Consider the following 19,129-nt stretch of genomic DNA (forward strand, 5'->3'; position numbering starts at 1 on the left):
CTCAAAGCTCCGCGTAAAGGCGTCCGGGGTTGAAGATTCCGCTGGGGTCCAGGTGCCGCTTGAGGTTTTGGTGGTAGCGCATCAGAGCAGCCGGTAGCGGCTGGAACGGGCTTTCGGCGTGGCCATGGCTATAGCAGGTCACATGCCCACCGGCTTTTTCGACAACCTGGCGAATCAATGCAGCGTCGGCGTCGGACTTAAGCCAACGCTGCGCTCCGGCCCAGTCGATCAATTGCTGACCGGGCAAGTCGAGCATCGGCGTGTTGTTCGGTAGCGACAGCCGCCAAAGTGGTTGACCCGCATCGAAGAAACTCAATCGATGCTCGTTGAGACCGGCCCAGTACGAACCGTCCAACAACTCGCCACCGAGCCGGTCATGGGCCGCAGCTACGGAGCCTTCACCGCCCTCCAGGCGCAGGTGCAGGCGTTCACCGTCATGACACGCCGCACTGATTGGCAAAGGTTGCTGACCCCATTGCGCCAAGTGCTGCAAGGCACGTTCGCTACCCATTTCCAGGCTGATGCTCAAGGTTTGACGGGGCTTGGGAAGCACCTTGAGGGAAACTTCCGTGATCAGGCCCAGTGTTCCGTAACTGCTGGCCATTAACCGCGAAACGTCATAACCGGCGACGTTCTTCATGACCTCGCCGCCAAAACGCAGATGCTTGCCCTGGCCGGTAATCACGCGGGTTCCCAGGACGAAATCGCGCACCGACCCAGACCAGGGGCGACGTGGCCCCGACAACCCGCTGGCAATCATGCCGCCAACCGTCGCGGTGCCAGCGAAACCTGGAGGCTCGCAAGGCAGCATCTGCTGCGCGGCGTCCAATACCTGTGACAGTTCCGCTAGCGGCGTTCCGCAGCGCACGGTGACCACCAACTCGGTGGGGTCGTAGCTGACGATGCCGCGATGGCCGCGAGTGTCGAGCACATCACCGGCAACGCTGCGCCCCAGGAACGCTTTGCTGTTGGAGCCCTGGATACGTAAAGGCGTTGCATCGCGCAGCGCTTGATTGACCTGCTCCAGCAGCGCACCACCGGCATCGATATCGAGTTGATTGCGCATCAGAAACGCTCCAGTTCAGGGAAGGGCAGTTGGCCCATATGAACGTGCATCGCGCCAAACTCGGCGCAGCGATGCAGGGTCGGAATATTCTTGCCCGGGTTGAGTAACCCGCTTGGGTCAAAGGCTGCCTTGACCGCATGGAACAGGGTCAGTTCGTCGCTGTTGAACTGCGCGCACATCTGGTTGATCTTCTCGCGGCCCACACCGTGTTCACCGGTGATGCTGCCGCCGACCTTCACGCATAACTCCAGGATCTTGCCGCCCAGCGCTTCGGCACGCTCGAGTTCGCCCGCCTGATTGGCATCAAACAGAATCAGCGGGTGCATATTGCCGTCACCGGCATGAAAGACGTTGGCCACCCGCAGGTCGTACTCGGCAGACAGCGCCGCAATGGCCTGCAGCACGCCAGGCAACTCGCGCCGTGGAATGGTGCCATCCATGCAGTAATAGTCCGGTGAAAGCCGGCCCACCGCCGGGAACGCGTTCTTGCGTCCTGCCCAGAACCGCACGCGCTCTGCCTCATCCCGGGCTTGGCGTACTTCGGTGGCACCCGCCAGCTCCAGCACTTGGCGGACTCTGCCGCAGTCTTCATGCACGTCGGCTTCAACACCGTCGAGTTCGCAGAGCAGAATGGCGTGTGCTTCGACCGGGTAGCCGGCGTGAATAAAGTCTTCGGCGGCACGTATCGCCAGGTTGTCCATCATCTCCAGGCCACCGGGAATAATCCCGGCAGCAATGATGTCACCGACCGCGCGTCCAGCCTTTTCCACAGAGTCGAAGGCGGCCAGCAGCACCTTCGCAGACTGTGGTTTGGGCAGGAGTTTGACCGTCACTTCGGTGATCACGCCCAGCATGCCTTCAGAGCCGGTAAACAAGGCCAGCAGGTCAAAACCTGGAGAGTCGAAGGCGTTCGAGCCCAGGCTCAGGTAATCACCTTCAACGGTGAGGATGTCGACCTTAAGGAGGTTGTGTACCGTCAGCCCGTATTTAAGGCAGTGCACGCCGCCTGCGTTTTCGGCAACGTTTCCGCCAATGGAGCAGGCGATCTGAGAGGAGGGGTCCGGCGCGTAGTAAAGGCCATACGGCGCGCTCGCCTGGGAAATCGCCAGGTTGCGCACCCCAGGCTGAATCCTGGCGGTCCGCGCATCCGGGTCGATGTGCAGTATCTGGTTAAAACGCGCCATCACCAGCAGCACGCCTTTTTCCAGCGGCAGGGCACCGCCCGACAAGCCCGTTCCTGCGCCTCGCACCACCACCGGTACCTGGCGCTCATGACACAGCCTGAGCACACCCTGAACTTCATCGAGATGACGGGGCAGTACCACCACCATGGGGGTGGTGCGATAAGCCGACAGGCCGTCGCATTCGTAGGGCTTGAGCTCTTCTTGCTGTTGGAGGATCTCCAGCTCCGGCAATCGCGCCTGCAGCGCCTTTACAAGTGCGTATTTGTCGACGTCTGGCAGAACGCCGTCGACGCGCTCATCGTAGAGAATGTTCATAGGCAGGTGGCAACTCTCATTTGTTTTTATTAGAGGCTGTTGCGGTTACGGCTGGCTTGCATCATTGACCTGAGGCGTTTTACTGTCTATGTGATGTTTTACTGGTCGAACCAGTTTTTTATTTATTGTGTTTTTAGGTATCAGATAAAGATGTTTTAAAACATATGGTTAATCCTTGGTATTTGGTGGATTTAAAAAGAGGTTTGTACTGGTAATACCACCCGGAGGCAGGATGGACGGCACAGGTTCGAGACGAAATCCCCAGGTTGCAGACGTGGTCTGTGAACGCATCGAGCGCTTGATCGTGGACGGTGTGTTCAAGACCGGGCAATTGTTGCCGTCCGAACGGCGCCTGACCGAGAAACTTGGCGTATCCCGTACGGCGCTTCGCGAGGGGTTAAAGCTGTTGCGTGCTCGTGGAATTATCGACACAGAGCACGGCAAGGGCTCGTACGTTGCCGACCTGTCGAGCCACGGTGCTGCGTCGCCGCTGATGCATCTTTTCAGCTCGCAGCCACGCACACTCTACGATCTGTTCGAGGTACGCAGCCTTCTTGAAGGGGAGTCCGCACGTCTGGCCGCTTTACGCGGGACCGACGCCGATTTTGTACTGATCACCCGTAGCTACCAGACGCTGGTTGACGCACATACCCGAAGTCTGGATACCGGCGAGCACGCCCGGCTTGATCATGCCTTTCATTTGGCAATCTGCGAGGCCTCACACAATCCGGTGCTGGTACAAACGCTGCGTTCGCTGACGGACCTGTTGCTTAATACGGTGTTTGCCTCGGTCAATAACCTCTATCACCGAGAGCCGCAAAAACGCCAAATCGACCGTCAGCACGCGAGGCTCTATAACGCCGTGATCGGGCGTATGCCGGACCAGGCGCGCAAAGCGGCCATTGCTCACCTGCGTAGCATCTGTGAGAACCTCAAGGAAATCGAAGTCGAGGAGCAGCGCTTGATCCGCGCAACATTGCGCCTCGAAGGGTGGGCGTGAGGAGTTCGGATTAATGACGTGGTTTGCGACAGCGTTATGAACTCGATGATTTGCACCGTGAGACCCGTGGTGATGCGGGTCGCGCTGAAATGTTTGGCATAGCTGTGAGTCGTGAAAGGCTACTTTCGACTATGGATTCAATCCCGTAATGACGGTTTAGGAGGTCTTGCCTATAGGCGCCAACGCAATTGTCACAAACTGCTTACTTGATAATTGTTCTCTGTCACGCATCTGTCATTCGTCACTCCTATATTCCTGCGACACCTGTCACGAGGCGCCTATACCGGGCCTCGGGCCCAACTTTCGCAGGGAATGCGCCCGATGTACCCGGCTACCGGCCTGGAGGAAATCAATCGTGGATGCGACGCTGACACCCCTGCTGCACCTTCAGCCATTGCCTGCCGGCAGTGCCTCACGATTACTGCGCAGAGGCTGCGCGGTGGCGCTGGTGGTGGCGGTGCATGTGGTGGCATTGAGCGTGGTGAGCCGGTCATCGATCCCGGCGCTCGCACCACCGGTGATTCGTACTATTTACGCTTCGGTCATCAATGAGCCGAGTCCGGTGCCAGCCGCCACTGCGGCACCCGCACCACCACCGCCCGTTGCCTCGATCGCTCCGCCGCCTGTCGCCGTTCAGCCAGTCGTCCGGCCTAAACCCGTGGCCAAGCCGCATGTGATGCAACGCCCGGTTGCGGCCGTCGCAACAACCGCCCCCGCGACCACCAGCACGGCGGCCGCCGCACCAGCAGTCATGCCGACTCCAGCGCCAACTCCCGCATCACCGCCTCACCCCAAGACACTCACCCGTGGCGTCGAATACGTGCATGAACCGCAACCCGAATACCCCGACAGTGCCCGCGAAGAGGGCCACGAGGGCACCGTAATTCTGCGGGTGCTGGTGGACGAACACGGTAAGCCTGGCGCGGTGGACGTCGTGCGTTCCTCCGGCTTCGGTAACCTCGACGAAGCGGGTAGGGCGGCGGTGCGCGGCGCACTGTTCAAGCCTTATCTGGATGAGGGGCATGCGGTGTCGGTATACGTGATTGTCCCACTGCGATTCCAGCTCGACAGTTAGCACTCCTGTAGGTGTAACCCCGCCATCTTTTATCGAAGGGCCTCCCGGTCAGGGCAGCGCTCACCTCCAAAAAAGGAAATACACATGGAAACCGGAACACTGGGTTTGAATGTTTTGTGGCAACAGGCCGACTTTGTCACCCGTGGCGTGGCCTTGATGTTGTTGGTGATGTCGATTGCGTCCTGGTACGTCATGCTCGACAAGCTGGTGCGCCTGGCGCTGCATCGCCTGCGTTCACCGAAGTTGCTGGCGGCGTTCTGGAACGCACCGACGCTCAAGGATGGCGTGCAACGGCTGGGTCATCACAGTGCCTACGCCGAACTCACCCATGCCGGCGTCAGCGCCGCACGCCAGCACCGTGATGCGTTGGATGGCGACATGAACCTGCCAGCCTTCAGCGAATGGCTGACCCGCGCCTTGCGCCATTCCACCCTGACCGTGGGCGGGCAATTGCAAGGCGGCATGGCGATTTTGGCCACTGTGGGTTCCAGCGCACCTTTTGTCGGTTTGCTCGGCACCGTATGGGGCATCTATCACGCCTTGATGAAGATCGGCCTGACCGGCGACGCGAGCATCGACAAGGTCGCAGGCCCGGTCGGTGAAACCCTGATCATGACCGCCCTGGGCCTGGCCGTGGCCATTCCGGCCACCCTCGGCTACAACCTGCTGGTGCGCAGTAACAAGCAGACGCTGGCTGAATTGGGCAAGTTTGCCTTCGAGCTGCACGACTTGCTGGTGATCGGCGCCCGTGCTGCCCCACGCGGCGGGCAGCCAGCGCGCAGCACGTTCAATGCCCAGGCGGAATACGTCTGATGGCCGGTGGATTGCTGGACGGGGACGATCTGGATGAGGACGGCTTCAACCCCGAGATCAACACCACGCCGCTGGTGGACGTGATGCTGGTGCTGTTGGTGATCTTCATCATCACCGTGCCGGCCATCCAGCACGCTGTGAAGATTGACCTGCCCAAGGCCGTCGCGCAGCAGGACAACAAACCGCCGCCCTCCGTGGATCTGGCGCTGGACAGCGACGGTCACCTGCATTGGGACGACCACGCCATCAGCGACAGGGATTTGCCAGCACTGATCGCCGAGGCCGCAGCGCGTCAGCCGGTACCGGAGTTGCACCTGCGCGCCGAGCGCAACACCCCCTATGAAAAGGTGGTGCAGGTAATGGCTGCTGCGCAGTCCGGAGGCCTGGACAAGATCGGCTTTGTGACCCAGGCCGTAACACCTTAACAACCGCGTCGCCTTCGTCCAACTCGCTGCGTCGGCTGTTACAGCCGGCCACGGCGAAGTGCGCGCCGCAGAAATCAACCAGGCCGTGAACGGCCGTTTTCGAAGGTGCAGTCATGTTTCGCAAATCCCCGTTGTATGTGCGTGCAGGTCTCGGTTTCGCAGCGTTTGCCCTGGCCTTGCCGTCTTTTGCGGCCGATGTTCCACCGGCCATCGACGACAGTACGTTGGCCACATTGCCTCAAGTCACCGTAAAGGCTGTCAAGCGCAAGCCGGCGCTGCACCAGCAGACCAATAGCGGTGCCCTGGGCAGCCACGCGGTGATCGACACGCCGTTTTCGTTCAAGAGCGTAGGTAGCGACGAAATCCAGGCCCGTCAGGCGGGCATCCTGTCTGAGGCCATCAAGTACGATGCCTCGGTCACCTCCATCAGCTCCAGCTATGGCACCCACCCAGCCACACTGGCCGTTCGTGGCCTGCCGCTGGATGACCTGAACGGCTATAAAGTCGACGGCATGGCCAACATCAACCGCGGTGTGGAAATGCCTCTCGAGATGTTCGAGCGGGTCGATGTGCTTAAAGGCCTGTCTGGCTTCATGTACGGCTTCGGCAGCCCGGGCGGCATCGTCAACTACGTGACCAAGCGGCCTACCGACAAGACCACCCTCAGTGTTGAGGCGGGCTACCAGTCCAACACCCTCTATAAGGAGCATCTGGACGCCGGAGGGCGCCTGGATGACCCGCGTTTCGGCTACCGGGTCAACGTGGTGCATGAGGAGGGCGGTGCCGCTTCGGGTGACGCCAGGGTCAACCGTACGGCAGTCGGCATAGCTCTGAACGCGCAGCTCAGCGATGACCTGAGTCTCGACTTCGACACCCTCTACCAGACGCGCAATACCAGCGGCGGCACCGACATCATCGTCAACACCAAGAACGCCTTGCCCAGCCCGATTGATGGCAGCAAGCGCCTGTACAGTAATGGCTCCTACACCGATGTCGACTACAGCCTGTCGACCGTGAGCGCCACCTACAAGTTCTCGCCCGACTGGACCGGTAAGTTGGCCTACCGCTACACCGATTCGACACGCCGTTATGTGAAGGATCAGTTCCAGATTTCCAGCGACGCCGGCGCCTACTCCGACAAGGTTACGTCCGAGTACCACGCTTACGATTACAACGACACCATGGGCACCCTGGAAGGCAAGTTCACCACGGGATGGTTCACTCACGACCTGGTACTGGGTGCCAGTTATTCGCAACTGAACTCGGACAAATCGGTGGTCACCCCCAAAACCACCGTGGGCAAAGGCAACCTGTACGATCCGACGATCTTCTCGGTCTACAACATCGACTACAGTGGCGGCACTTACGGCGATGACAACGTCAAGGAAAGCGCGGTGTTCGCCAGCGACACCATCGGCCTGGGCGAGCACTGGTCGTTACTGGCGGGCCTTCGCAACGAAACCTTCCTTGAGCAAACCCACGATTCCGCCACTTCCGCGGCGACACAATACAAGGCGCGGCCGGTAACCCCAACCGTTGCGTTGATGTACAAGCCGACCCAGGACGTGACGCTGTACGCCAGTTACGTCGAATCCCTGGAGAGCGGCGGTACCGCACCCACCACCGCCGTCAACTCCGAGCAAACCCTTGGCCCGCTGCGTAGCAAGCAATACGAGGTGGGCGTGAAGGCCCAGCAGCGTAACTGGAGCGCCACCGCCGCGGCGTTTCGCATCGACCGTGGCGCCGAGTACACCAACGACGCCAACGTCTACGTGCAAAGCGGCACCATCCGCTATCAGGGCCTGGAGCTGAACGCCAGCGTCGATGCCACACCGGACCTGACCGTGGAAGGCAGCGTCATGTCGCTGGACTCGGCCTACCACGATGCGGGGGACGGCGTGGACGGAAACCGCGCAGCCGGTGCGGCGCGTTATCAGGCCGCGACCCAGGTCACGTATCGTGTGCCGTTGGTACCGGGTATGTTCCTGCACACCGGTGCCCAGCGTATTGGCGAAATGGCGGTGGACTCGGGCAACGTGCACACCCTGCCGGCCTACAGCCTGTTCGATGCCGGGGGCGGTTATCGTCTGCGTCTGGGCGATGGCCATGCGCTGACCTTTGGGGCCAACGTCACTAACCTTGCCAACAAGAAGTATTGGACCTACTACCAGGAAAACTACCTGCAGCCGGGTTCGCCGCGTACGTTAAGCCTCAATACCCGCTATGACTTCTAGGCCCTTGATGATGAAGTCGACGTTATTGAAGTACGCGAGTTTGGCGCTGGGCGTGTGCCTGGCGCTTCCATCGGTGGCCGCGCCCCTGGACACCACCGGCCTGCGCCTGGACAAGGTGGTGCTGGTGATGCGCCACGGCATCCGCCCGGCTACCGACACCGCCGAGTTGCAACGCTGGTCGGCCAAGACCTGGCCGGCGTTTGGTACCCCGGACGGCCAGTTGACCGCCCACGGCCGCGCTGCCACCGTACTGCTGGGCCAATGGCAGCGCCACACGCTGGATTCGCTCGGCCTGTTCAAGGCCGGGCAATGCCCACAGGCGGGGGAGGTCTACGTGTGGTCCAGCCCGGTAGCACGTACTCAGGCCACCAGTGCGGCGTTGGTACAGGGGATGTTCCCGGGCTGCGGCGTAGCGGTACACCATGTGCGCGAAAGTGAAGACCGACTGTTTCACGGCGATGAAAATGGCCTGGCACCACTGGACCCGACGCGAACCCAGGCGGCGATGCTGGCGGCCATGGGCGGCAGCCCAGACGCGGCGCGCGAGCGCTACGCCGCGCCGGTACTGGCCATGCAGCAATTGGTTGGCGTGCCGACGCCCTGCGGGAAAAACACCTGTGCCCTGAGCGAGCAACACTGGGCACTGACAGAGAAGACGGGCGTCATCAAACTCAGCGGCCCTTTGAGCGTGGGCGCGGCCATGAGCGAAACCTTCCGCATGCAATACGCCGAAGGCTTGCCACTGGATCAAGTGGCGTTTGGGGAAGGGCGCACCGCCGCAGACGTATCGCGCTTGATGGCCTTGCGTTCGGGCAAATACGCGTTGAGCAATCACGTACCTTACATCGCACAGCGGGGTGCTTCGCAATTGCTGGGACAAATCATCCTGGCCCTGCAACCGGCATCCGTGGGCAGCCCGCCGGGTAGCAAATGGTTGGCGTACGTGGGCCACGACAGCAACATCGCGCAGTTGCGCACGCTGCTGGGCTTTGACTGGAAAATCGCCGAATACCCCGAAAATGACGCAGCACCGGGCGGCACTATTACGTTTGAGCGCTGGGTGAACGATCGCACAGGCGCGCAGTTTGTCAGCGTTGCCTATGTGGCGCAGAGCCTGGACCAATTACGCAGTTTGTCTGACGCACCGCCCTATCAAATGCAGTACCCGGGGTATGCGGGAGAGGGGTTGATGCCGTTGAAGGGGTTTGTTACCGAGATGGAAGGGCGCATCGATCCCTCTGCGACCGAAGTGCAGCATTACGGCAGGCCGTGATTATTCGGGTTGAAGTTTTGGTATTACATCAGTGACGCTTACAGCGCAACGGTCGTTGCTGATCGCTGTAAAGCAGGGTGATTACGGTCCCCGCCGCCCTGCTTTTTATTCTCCCCAAGTGTGTCCTTCTCGCTGGCATTTTCAGTCCTGGCGCAGGGAAATTCTCAGATAAAAATGCCTCAAAAAGGAGCGATATTTTCTTTTTTGACTTCTTTGAGTGCGCTTTTCGTCCAGTAAATACGGGCTATTTACGACCTTTAAAAAATTGTTACCTACCTTGACACCCTTTTTGAAAGGTGATGTCATGTAAACGTTTACAGAATAAAAAAATTGGTTGCATTCCTGCCTATTGACGAACCAGAAGCTGGTTCCAGCTCAACACAACCGGAACGATTTCCATGAAAAATTACTTGAAGCGCTTCACTCAAACAGCTTTCGCCGCAGTCATTGCAGTACTCGTGTTTTCAGACTTGGCGATGGCGGCTGAGCCCGCCACGGAATCGCTTTGGGTTAATGCTCAAAAGGCAGGTGTGCTCCGCGCCGGTGCCGGCCTTGCGCCACCCGATGTGATTCGCGACCCGCAGACCGGAGAGTACAGCGGCATTTTCGTGGATCTGCTGCGCGAATTTGCCGACAAGGAGCTGGGCGGGGTCAAGGTTCAGTTCGTCGACACCGACTGGGACAACATGATCGCCGGCCTGAACAGCAACAAATGGGATGTGGCCATGGCGATCAACCGCAAACCACAGCGGGCAATGGTCATTCATTTCAGTGAACCATCGCGGTTCTTTGAAGTGTCACTGGTCTACAACAAAGACAACCCGAAAATCAAAGCTATCAGCGACTTCTCAAAAAACTTTGATAACGAAAACATTACCTTTGCCGTCGTAGGCGGGACCGCGGAAGAGCAGGCACTGTCCGCCCGGATTCACAAAGCCAAGATTCTAAAGTTGCCTAACATTGGTGATGTAGGCCTAGCGGTTTCCAGTCGTCGTGCTGATGTATCAGTCGCCGACTCGATCACCAATCAGTTGTTCATCAACGCCAACGAGGGCTGGGCTGTTGCTGCAATGCCGGACCCGGCGCTGGCAAAACAGGGGATCGCTTATGGTTTCCGTCGTTCGGTACCCCTGGACGACATCGAGGCTTTCAATATTTTCATTGAGCAGAAAGCGGCGGATGGCAGCGTTGCTCGTCTTACCCAGAAGTACTCTGCCAAGGCAACCGCCCAATAACGTTCCACGAACGATGGTAGTGACCGGGGCCGCCAGTCGGCGGTTCCGCCGCACAGTTCTTGTGAGAGATACCGAGATGTCCGACGCGTTCATCAATATTTCGAACCTGCATAAAAGTTATGGCCTCGGCGCGCTCAAAGTCCTCAATGGCTTGGACCGTACGATTGACCGCAATGACCGACTGGTTATCGTCGGGCCCAGCGGTGGCGGAAAAAGCACCATGCTGCGCTGCGTCATGGGCCTGGAGGATATTGATTCCGGTAGCATCGAGATGGACGGCGAACGCTATATTTCTACCGGCCGCAATGGCAGGACCGTGATCAACCGCAAGTTGCAAAAGCAAATCGGCATGGTGTTTCAGCACTACACTTTGTTTCCTCATTTGACGGTTCGACAAAATCTGACCTTGGCGCCGGTCCGGGCCCATGGGGTATCGCCAAGAGTGGCGAATGAGAAGGCCGAGAGCTTGTTGGAGCGTTTTGGATTAGCTACCAAGCTGGATGCGCATCCCTCCAAGTTGTCCGGCGGACAAAAGCAACGGGTAGCGATTGCTAGGGCATTAATGCTTGATCCCAAGTTAATGTTATTTGATGAGGTTACCTCGGCGCTGGACCCTGAGTTGGTGTTTGAAGTTGAAGGCATGATGTCGGCGTTGGCCGAGGGCGGCATGCCAATGATGATCGTGACGCATGACATGAACTTTGCGAAGAACATTGCTACCGAAATCGTATTTTGTGCCGGCGGCATCATTGTTGAATCCGCGCCTCCCAAAGAGTTCTTTGGTTCTCCCAAGATGCCGCGGACTCAAGAGTTTCTGAAATCTATTCGATCCGGTGGATCTGAGTGAGGGTTGAATAATGGACTTCCACTCAGTCATTAATAATGCCGGGCAGCTCTGGTCCGGGTTGATTATTACGCTGGAACTATCAGCGATCACGATTGCAATCTCTACCTTCACCGGGTTTATTGTTGCGTTGCTATCCATCAGCCCTTACAGAGTCGTGCGGTTGCCGATCCGAACCTACATTGAAATTTTCCGCTGCACGCCGGCGCTGGTGCAGGTGGTGTGGTTCTTTTATTGCGTACCGGTGCTGTTCAATGTGTTCTGGGAACCCTTCACCATGGGCGTGATCGTTTTTTCCTTGAACCTGACGGCTTATAACGCGGAGGCTTATCGGGCGGCTATTCAGGCAGTACCGGGCGCTCATAGCGATGCTGCCGTGGCGCTTGGGCTCAAGCGCACTCAGTATTACCGTTTCGTGGTATTCCCCCAGGCCCTGAGACTGGCAGTGCCCGTATTGCTGACCAACAGCATCGGCATGATCCAGCAAAGTGCGTTGGTGGCATTGGTTGCAGTCAACGACCTGATGTATGAATCCAAGGCGCTGGCCTCGCAAACCTATCGGCCGGTCGAAGTATTCACGGTTGCGGCCGGGGTCTACTTTCTGATTTCCCTGGTTATGAGTCGCGTCGTTGAATTCGTCAGCAAGCGCACCAGTCGATTGATTGACGCAAGGTAGGGGAACGATCATGACGTACACTTTCGATTTTTCGATTCTCTGGAAGTTTTTACCGGTTATCGGCTCGGGATTGCTGGTTACTTTGCAGGTCGCACTCGCCGCTATCTTGGTCGGCGCCGTGGTGGGATTTTTTCTCGCCTATATAAGAAACTACGGCCCGTTTGTTTTGGCAGCGATTGCAACCACCGTGGTTGAATTTTTGCGGGGTGTCCCGGTTCTGATTCAGTTGTTTTGGGTGTTCTTTTGCTTTCCGGTTATCTTTGGAATCGAAACCAGCCCATTCTTTGCTGCGTTCTTTGCGCTGATGATGTACATGGCGGCTATTTGTAGTGAATCTTTCCGGTCGGCGTTTGCGACCATTGAAAAAGAACAATGGGATGCCAGTGTGGCGCTGGGTATTCCAGGGCGAGTCATGATGCTATATGTGATTCTTCCGCAATCGTTGTTGCGGGCTGCACCGACTTTATTGTCTAACGCTGTTTCGGTGTTCAAAGAGTCCGCCATTGTCTCGGCGGTAGGTATGGTGGACATGATGTTCGTGGGCCGTAATGTCTCAAGTGCAACGGGGCACCCCATTGAAGTATTAACCTTGATTGCCGTTATTTATTTCATCATTGCTTTTCCATTGACCCAAGCTGTTTCAGTAGTCGAAGCACGGATACTGCATCGCTTGAAGCTTTAGCGTTTCATCCACTCAACACATCATCAATCCAACAGCATTCGCTGGTGGGTGGCTCAATGACGTCTCCCGATCGATAGTCAGGTGAACATTAATGAAACTAAAAGATAAGGTTGTATTGATTACGGGTGCCGGCGCCGGTATCGGAGAGGGGACCGCGAGGTTGTTTGCCGAGCAGGGTGCCAAGGTGATCGTCGCGGATCGTTATATCGACCAGGCCAGGGCAGTGGCTGACGCCATTGGAGCTCAGGCGTTTGCGGTGCACTCAAGGGGTATTTCCATGCTCTAAGTACGTAGTGCCGCATGTCGTCAACCGCGCCGGTGGAGTGATCATCAATATCTCGTTTAACACCTCGGTAGTCGGTATCAGGATCGTGCAGCGCGTGTCGCCACCAATGGCGGCATCGCCGCATTAGCCAAAGCCATGGCGCTCGAACACGCAGCGATGCAGGATGTTCTGGTGCGAGTGTGGCTGTCAATCAATAATGATTTTCAATAATTATCAATAAAATCAATAGTATAGATAATATCCCAATTTAAAAAGGATAAAAGCCCCAGATCTTTAGGGGGTTTTATCCTTTTTAACTTTTTCGAAAAGCCCAAAGATTCGTTATCTCGGCGTGTATCGGATACACGACTCTGATTTTTAAATACGACATTTTGAAAGAAAAAAAGCACTACGATTCAGAGTGTTATCGCATCAGCCTTCTGAGTTATACATTCGCGTCAAAAAATATGAACGGTAGTGGTCTATATAGCTAATAGAAAACTATTGGACCCTATTCATGTTTGTTGAGCTAAAAAAAGACTTGCAAGTAATAGCGCGCGGAAAAGGCTCGGTTATAACTTCTATCATTGACTCTAAAAATGTCCTGGTACGAGTTTCATCGACCGGTGAAACTGTGGCAGTAGGGGTCGATGAAATCGAATTTTTGATTGTGGCTGATCAGCAAAATATTGCTTGGTCGGCAACGGGTGGCTATGAAGTATCAGATGATGAATTTTACGAGGCCAAACGCCGGCACGATATCCTCGTCAAGTTCAAAAATGGAGAGATTTCTCAAAAGCAAGCGGCGGTAGAAGTCGGTGTCAGCGTGAACCATATCTATAAGATTCTCGGAAACTTCGACGCTGCAAGAGGACCAATTACTTTAACAAGGAGAAATCGAGGAGTTAAAAAGGGTGAAGTGCGACTTAACCCGAAAATAGAAAAAGTTATCAGCGAAGCTATAGATGTGTACAAAAACAAAGAAGCTGTGCCGATTTCAAATATATGGAAAAGAGTTGAGGTGGTATGCAAGGAGAAAGGCTATAAGACGCCATCGAAGGCAACCGTTAGGCAGCGAGTTTATTCAAAGTTAACTTCCCTACAAGTCACATCTTTACGCAAAGGAAAAGAAGCCGCCAAGCAAAAACATCATGCAAAACCAGGGTCTCAAGCCCTGAGTTTTCCATTAGAATCTGCTCAAATGGATCATACATTAGGTGACGTAGTACTTTTGGCAAATGACCGAATCCATCCCATTGGCAGGCCATGGATAACACTTGTCGTCGATAGGTATACGCGCGTAGTTTTAGGTTATTATTTGAGCCTGCACGTTCCTAACTCAGTCTCGGTTGCTTCGGCCTTAACTCACGCGGTACTGCCAAAGTGGGAGTTTCTGGGGAGGCTGGGTTTAGACAAGTTTAGCTATCCGTTTTTCGGGGTGCCACAGTTACTCGGAATGGATAATGCTAAGGAATTCAAGAAACGTAGATTTCTATTGGATTTAGATAAAGTTCAGATGGGATACGAACATCGCCCTCCTGGCAGAAAACATTACGGTGGTCATGTAGAAAGAATGATTGGCACGTTTATGGGGAAGTTACACCTTTTGTCAGGAACAACAATGTCAAATACAGTTGCTCGTAAAAATCTTAAATCTTCCGCGTTGCCTACGATGACATTCTCCGAATTTTGTCGATGGTTTGCCTTACAAGTATATGAATATCATAATACTGTTCATTCTGCGCTTGGTAAGTCACCAGCGGAGGCGTGGACGGAATATTTCGATCCGACAGGGATAACTCCTTATCCTCCATTTACTACTGATCCTCAACAGTTTAGATTGAATTTTATGCCTACTGAGGAAAGGGTGGTACAAACTAAGGGTATAGAGTTTAAGAATATGTTTTACTGGGATAATGTGCTTTCGCCACTGGTCGGCACAGGAAAGGCTATAATAAAATACGACCCCCTTTCAATGAAGCAAATATGGGTGAAGTTCCCAACGGGATATGTACCTATCCCATTCGCGGATATGAGTAACCCTGATTACACATATGAAGAGTACCGTGCGGCCGCGTTTCACAGCGGTCGTAAGATACCAGGGGCCTTCACAACGCCAGAAGGACCAGTCGCTTATCGAGAGGCGGAGGCGATTGAGATTAAAAGCGTCAAGGAAACAAAAAGAGCGAGAAGGCAGGCTGCAGCACGAGAAGAGTACGAAAAAGAATTTTATCCCAGTAAGACAACCGCCGAACCAAAAGATGTACCGGATTATTCACAACCCCCCAAAAAATTTGGTGTGAGTGATGAGCTATGAGTGACTATCCTCGAGATTTACGAGAACTTAATACTCAAGATAGAATCTTGCTAATAAATAAAGACGTCTGGGTTGACTATTCTCCAAGTGAGGAAATATTCAAAATAATGAACAATATTTCTCGCGTACCGAGACGTATTACAGCGCCCGCACTTATGGTTGCAGGAGTAGGAGGTGTAGGTAAGACGGCAATCATACGTCAAATACCTAAAAGAGTTGAGCGAAGTGATGGCCTTCTATTTTTGGATATGGCGCTCGACCCAGAAAAACCTCATATTAAAAAGACATTTCACTCGGAATTGTGTAGGGCGTTAGAAATACCGATTGATGGGTCATCTAGGCCAAAGGAAGGGCGATTGGTTTCGCATGAACTTGCAGATATTTTAAAGCTAAGACAAATCTGGGGATTGGTTATCGATGAAATACATGAGCTATTGTTAGTAAAGAAAGATGAGCAACGAATCAACGGATCGATTCTCAAAACGTTGATCGGTGAGAAATACGCGCTGTGTTTATTTGGATTCGGTACTTTAGGTGCTACTACTGTACTAGGCGCAAAGCCTGAAACCAAACGACGGTTCACGGAGGTGTTGCTAAGTGACTGGAGAGAAACTGAAGAATTTAGATCGTTTCTACTTTCTATTGAAGAGAAGCTACCACTTAGGGAGCCCTCAAAGCTCTACGAAAAAAATATAGTACGGGTTATTTTGCAAAGCACCCACGGGCGTATGGATAAAGTCATTGACCTGATACGCAGCGCCGGATGTTACGCGCTCAAGAATGGGAAGGAGCGCATAGATGTAGAATGCTTGAAGGCTGCAGCTGAAAAACCTTGGTCTTACTAATGCGGTTTTCATGCGGCCTACCTGCACCATTTCATGATGAAACATTAACATCATGGCTCTACCGAATTTCTTTCAAAAGACGAATAGTTGTGGGAGAGCGCGAACTGCTTCTAGCACGACCAAGGATAGCATGGGCGGGGGTTAATCCTATTGATGAAGATCTAGACTTTGATTTTTCGACTGTATATTTCAAAAAAAACACTATTTCTTTGGCGTTAAATGAACAGGCAGTCAAGTGCTTTTTTAGCGCAAAAAATATTGCTATTGTTAATCCTGGCCGAAGAACGCATTTTTGCTCTATTTGCTTGCGAGAGGACATTGTAAGGGGGCAAATGCCAGGCTGGCGTAAAAGCTGGTGCGCGAGGGATGCTGTGATTTGCGCTTTCCACGGAGTAGATCTATCAGTCTTAGGGGTAAATGCAACTTTCCGTAAGAGCTGGGATGCTTACATCCAAAGTGTGCAGCCTAATATAGCTCTCGATCCTTGGCTGAGCGTAAACTTTCAGAGGTTACGTAGAGATTTAATTCAGCGCATCAAACTTTGGCGCAAGCGTCAGAACAAACGCGCACGCAAACTGTTTTTCAATCTTTACGACCTATTCCTTCTGGCGCCGACCTACAATCATGAGGCGGGTGTAGCACGTTTTCTTTTTGGCCGAAAACCTACGAGAAAATATAGTCAACTTATTACGTTTGAAGATGCAATCCTTCATGGCGCCGAATTAAGTGATATTAAAGCAAGATTTGGTGGTCAGGTGCTTGCGGCTTACGTTCTTGGTGGGATTCGAGAAAAGGAAATTTTGAAATTGCGGGCTAGTTGTATAAGGCATGGTATAGCGTTTCCCAAGATAGAAGAAATTATTCCAATGATACATTTCGGCTGCGCGACCTCAGCCGATTATGAATACTTGCATAGCCATTTAGGGAGGTTTACTCGAAAGGCGGGTAGTAAGCTTGATTGTCTCTTTGCGCGTTTTGAAAAAAATATCGGATCACGCATTTTCCATAGTCAACTTCGGTTTGGTCGTTAGCTCTTTCGAATGGAATTGTTCTTTGATATGTCTCGTACAACGAGAACTTATGACCTATGAAGTAGGCTACTGTGCCTTGGTGCGCACGTGCTAATTCAAGGACTACGGAGCGCTCAATTATCCATTGAGAGCTCAACCAGACGAATGACCCCGCCGGACATCCTGATTAAAATAGCATACACCATGAGATTTGAACGTGGGCGAGAGATTCCGTGCATCCTTAATTCCTTCCTCTTCGGATCAAGTAAAGGCGCTGACGTGTACAGTGTGTTCGCTGATATCGAACACGCTGTACGAATTCCTGTACTAAGGGCGACTTTATCCGTTTATTTAAAGGGAGCGCCATCAACGTTGTCACAAGGAGTCTGATGCATCAACAAAACATTAAAAAAACTATGTTAACGCCCAGGTCGTGCCTCGCATCGCTCAATGAGCTTAAGTTATTGAGAGACCTCCGCGAGGTGCTTCTCCAGAAAACTCAAGTTCGCAATATGTTTGTCTTGTATCTCCTGCGTTGCTCTGTCTAGGCATGGCAGCTTTTTTCTGGTCTCTCTGAATTGTTTGATTGACTTCAGCAAGTCATTTTACTTTTGAATCCTTTTCGCGGCGGCGAAGAACTGGCATTCCAGGAATGCGAATAGCATCGTAAATTCTTAAGACCTCACTGCTTGTCTTCGCCCTGGGCGCAAGTTGGACGATCAGTCGATCTCAATCAAGGGCATACACTACAATGCTTTTGCGAAAAAGCGCCGCTCACGATGCTCAACGCAGTTTGGGGTCGGTCTGGGCGGCGTCCAATCAACGACATACCCCAGCCGAGCGAAATCGTCGAGCGATGGTACATTTCACGGTGATGGCATTTTGTCTCAGAGAAATGTACATTTCGCATCTTGCAAGGAGAGCACTGTGGCAGAACCCATCACCTATACCTTACCGCTAGCGTTCTATTATGAAAGCAAGCTGCCCGTCCCAATTGACGAAATCGTAAAATCTCTTCTCGCCCTCGAAAAGCTCGCGGCCAAAGTGCCACTGCTACTCGGGGAGCTCAGTGGAACCTCGATTGATCTGCATTCCCTGAAAGTGGAAAAAATCGAATCTGGGAGTCTGAAAGAGCTTCTTGAAATGTCCATTTCCTTTCTGTCGGAAGAGGACAAGGTGAAGTTTAAGGCCTGGCTGAAGGGGACAAAGATGGGGCAAGCGACGAAGGTTGCAGCAGTGGGAGGCTTAGCCTCACTGGCCGTTTTGCTAATCGCCAGTCAAGCGATCACTGCTTACGACACCTTTACCAAAACCGACACCCCGAGCATCCAGGCAAACCATAACGTCATCATCAACATAGGTGCTGATGCTACCGGCGTGTCGCCTGAGCGTCTGAAAAAAGCCATCGATGCCTCCATGACGGGTGACAAGAAAAAAGTGGTGGCTGCCGCTTTAAACTTCGTAAGTCCGGCGGCGGGTGAGGATGGCGGACGTCTATACATCGGGCAGGATAAGAGCTCCGACGTGTCCTTCTCCCACGAGGCCGCGACCGATGCTCCGGCACAAGCCGATTTCCGCATTCGGGACGTCGATCATCTCTATGAGAGAGTGGCGGTTGAGATCAAGGTCCTTGATCGCGATAAAACCGATCGCGGCTGGAAGGCGATTCTTCCGACGGTTGCTTCGGAAAAGCGGCTACCACTTTATTTCGGTGAGGGCGTCGTCCCTGGTAAAGCTGCGACCGAGGAAACAGTCATGGCGGATGTCATCGTCACATACGCTCAAGACTTTAATAAAGGCGTGATGATTCCCAAGGCGATCCTGGTTAAGCGGATCTATTGATCGACCAAACTGAGCATCGGTACGCCCA

General features: G+C 54.2%; 17 protein-coding genes. 15 read left to right on the forward strand and 2 right to left on the reverse strand.

Features of this window, described 5'->3' with window-relative positions; all coding sequences use genetic code 11:
- Position 1: 1 nt before the first annotated feature.
- The gene (glcE, locus tag HKK54_RS26960) at positions 2 to 1,066 is read right to left on the reverse strand and encodes a glycolate oxidase subunit GlcE (RefSeq protein ID WP_169388425.1); all 1,065 of its coding nucleotides are present in this window, start codon (positions 1,064 to 1,066) and stop codon (positions 2 to 4) included.
- Positions 1,066 to 2,565 carry a glycolate oxidase subunit GlcD gene (gene glcD / locus HKK54_RS26965; RefSeq protein WP_169388426.1) on the reverse strand — a complete coding sequence of 500 codons (1,500 nt, stop codon included), beginning with the start codon at positions 2,563 to 2,565 and terminating at the stop codon, positions 1,066 to 1,068. Before glcD ends, glcE begins: the two co-directional genes overlap by 1 nt.
- A 232-nt stretch (positions 2,566 to 2,797) precedes the next feature.
- On the opposite strand from glcD, the gene glcC reads away from it, so the two are divergent.
- The 15 genes from glcC (at position 2,798) to HKK54_RS27040 (ending at position 19,101) form a co-directional block, all read left to right on the forward strand.
- Positions 2,798 to 3,565: a transcriptional regulator GlcC gene (gene glcC / locus HKK54_RS26970; RefSeq protein WP_010170944.1), complete on the forward strand. Its 768-nt coding sequence runs from the start codon at positions 2,798 to 2,800 to the stop codon at positions 3,563 to 3,565.
- A gap of 658 nt (positions 3,566 to 4,223) precedes the next feature.
- Complete coding sequence (locus HKK54_RS33710) at positions 4,224 to 4,640, forward strand: energy transducer TonB (RefSeq protein ID WP_237151000.1); 417 nt, start codon at positions 4,224 to 4,226, stop codon at positions 4,638 to 4,640.
- An 84-nt stretch (positions 4,641 to 4,724) separates the two neighbouring features.
- Positions 4,725 to 5,453, forward strand: coding sequence for a MotA/TolQ/ExbB proton channel family protein (locus HKK54_RS26980; protein WP_169388428.1), 729 nt, complete (start codon positions 4,725 to 4,727; stop codon positions 5,451 to 5,453).
- A complete protein-coding gene (locus tag HKK54_RS26985) occupies positions 5,453 to 5,878 on the forward strand; it encodes an ExbD/TolR family protein (RefSeq protein WP_010170950.1) in 426 nt (141 codons plus the stop codon). The genes HKK54_RS26980 and HKK54_RS26985 overlap by 1 nt, the downstream gene beginning before the upstream one ends.
- Positions 5,879 to 5,991: 113 nt before the next feature.
- Positions 5,992 to 8,112 carry a TonB-dependent receptor gene (locus HKK54_RS26990; RefSeq protein WP_169388429.1) on the forward strand — a complete coding sequence of 707 codons (2,121 nt, stop codon included), beginning with the start codon at positions 5,992 to 5,994 and terminating at the stop codon, positions 8,110 to 8,112.
- Positions 8,113 to 8,119: 7 nt separating this feature from the next.
- A complete protein-coding gene (locus HKK54_RS26995) occupies positions 8,120 to 9,385 on the forward strand; it encodes a histidine-type phosphatase (RefSeq protein ID WP_169389365.1) in 1,266 nt (421 codons plus the stop codon).
- Positions 9,386 to 9,783: 398 nt separating this feature from the next.
- On the forward strand, positions 9,784 to 10,620 hold the full coding sequence (locus HKK54_RS27000; protein WP_169388430.1) for a substrate-binding periplasmic protein: 837 nt from the start codon (positions 9,784 to 9,786) through the stop codon (positions 10,618 to 10,620).
- A 76-nt stretch (positions 10,621 to 10,696) separates the two neighbouring features.
- Positions 10,697 to 11,467, forward strand: coding sequence for an amino acid ABC transporter ATP-binding protein (locus tag HKK54_RS27005; protein ID WP_169388431.1), 771 nt, complete (start codon positions 10,697 to 10,699; stop codon positions 11,465 to 11,467).
- Positions 11,468 to 11,477: 10 nt separating this feature from the next.
- Positions 11,478 to 12,140, forward strand: coding sequence for an amino acid ABC transporter permease (locus HKK54_RS27010; RefSeq protein ID WP_169388432.1), 663 nt, complete (start codon positions 11,478 to 11,480; stop codon positions 12,138 to 12,140).
- A 10-nt stretch (positions 12,141 to 12,150) separates the two neighbouring features.
- Complete coding sequence (locus HKK54_RS27015) at positions 12,151 to 12,822, forward strand: amino acid ABC transporter permease (protein WP_169388433.1); 672 nt, start codon at positions 12,151 to 12,153, stop codon at positions 12,820 to 12,822.
- Between the two features lie 91 nt (positions 12,823 to 12,913).
- A complete protein-coding gene (locus HKK54_RS27020; RefSeq protein ID WP_169388434.1) occupies positions 12,914 to 13,108 on the forward strand; it encodes an SDR family NAD(P)-dependent oxidoreductase in 195 nt (64 codons plus the stop codon).
- Between the two features lie 496 nt (positions 13,109 to 13,604).
- Positions 13,605 to 15,404 (forward strand): Mu transposase C-terminal domain-containing protein, encoded by a 1,800-nt coding sequence (locus HKK54_RS27025; protein WP_169388435.1) that lies wholly within the window; start codon positions 13,605 to 13,607, stop codon positions 15,402 to 15,404.
- The gene (locus tag HKK54_RS27030; RefSeq protein WP_169388436.1) at positions 15,401 to 16,249 is read left to right on the forward strand and encodes a TniB family NTP-binding protein; all 849 of its coding nucleotides are present in this window, start codon (positions 15,401 to 15,403) and stop codon (positions 16,247 to 16,249) included. The genes HKK54_RS27025 and HKK54_RS27030 overlap by 4 nt, the downstream gene beginning before the upstream one ends.
- Complete coding sequence (locus HKK54_RS27035) at positions 16,249 to 17,280, forward strand: TniQ family protein (protein ID WP_169388437.1); 1,032 nt, start codon at positions 16,249 to 16,251, stop codon at positions 17,278 to 17,280. The genes HKK54_RS27030 and HKK54_RS27035 overlap by 1 nt, the downstream gene beginning before the upstream one ends.
- 906 nt (positions 17,281 to 18,186) lie before the next feature.
- The gene (locus HKK54_RS27040) at positions 18,187 to 19,101 is read left to right on the forward strand and encodes a hypothetical protein (protein ID WP_169388438.1); all 915 of its coding nucleotides are present in this window, start codon (positions 18,187 to 18,189) and stop codon (positions 19,099 to 19,101) included.
- The last annotated feature ends 28 nt before the right edge of the window (positions 19,102 to 19,129 follow it).

The sequence above is a fragment of the Pseudomonas sp. ADAK13 genome (genome assembly GCF_012935715.1).
Taxonomy (GTDB): domain Bacteria; phylum Pseudomonadota; class Gammaproteobacteria; order Pseudomonadales; family Pseudomonadaceae; genus Aquipseudomonas.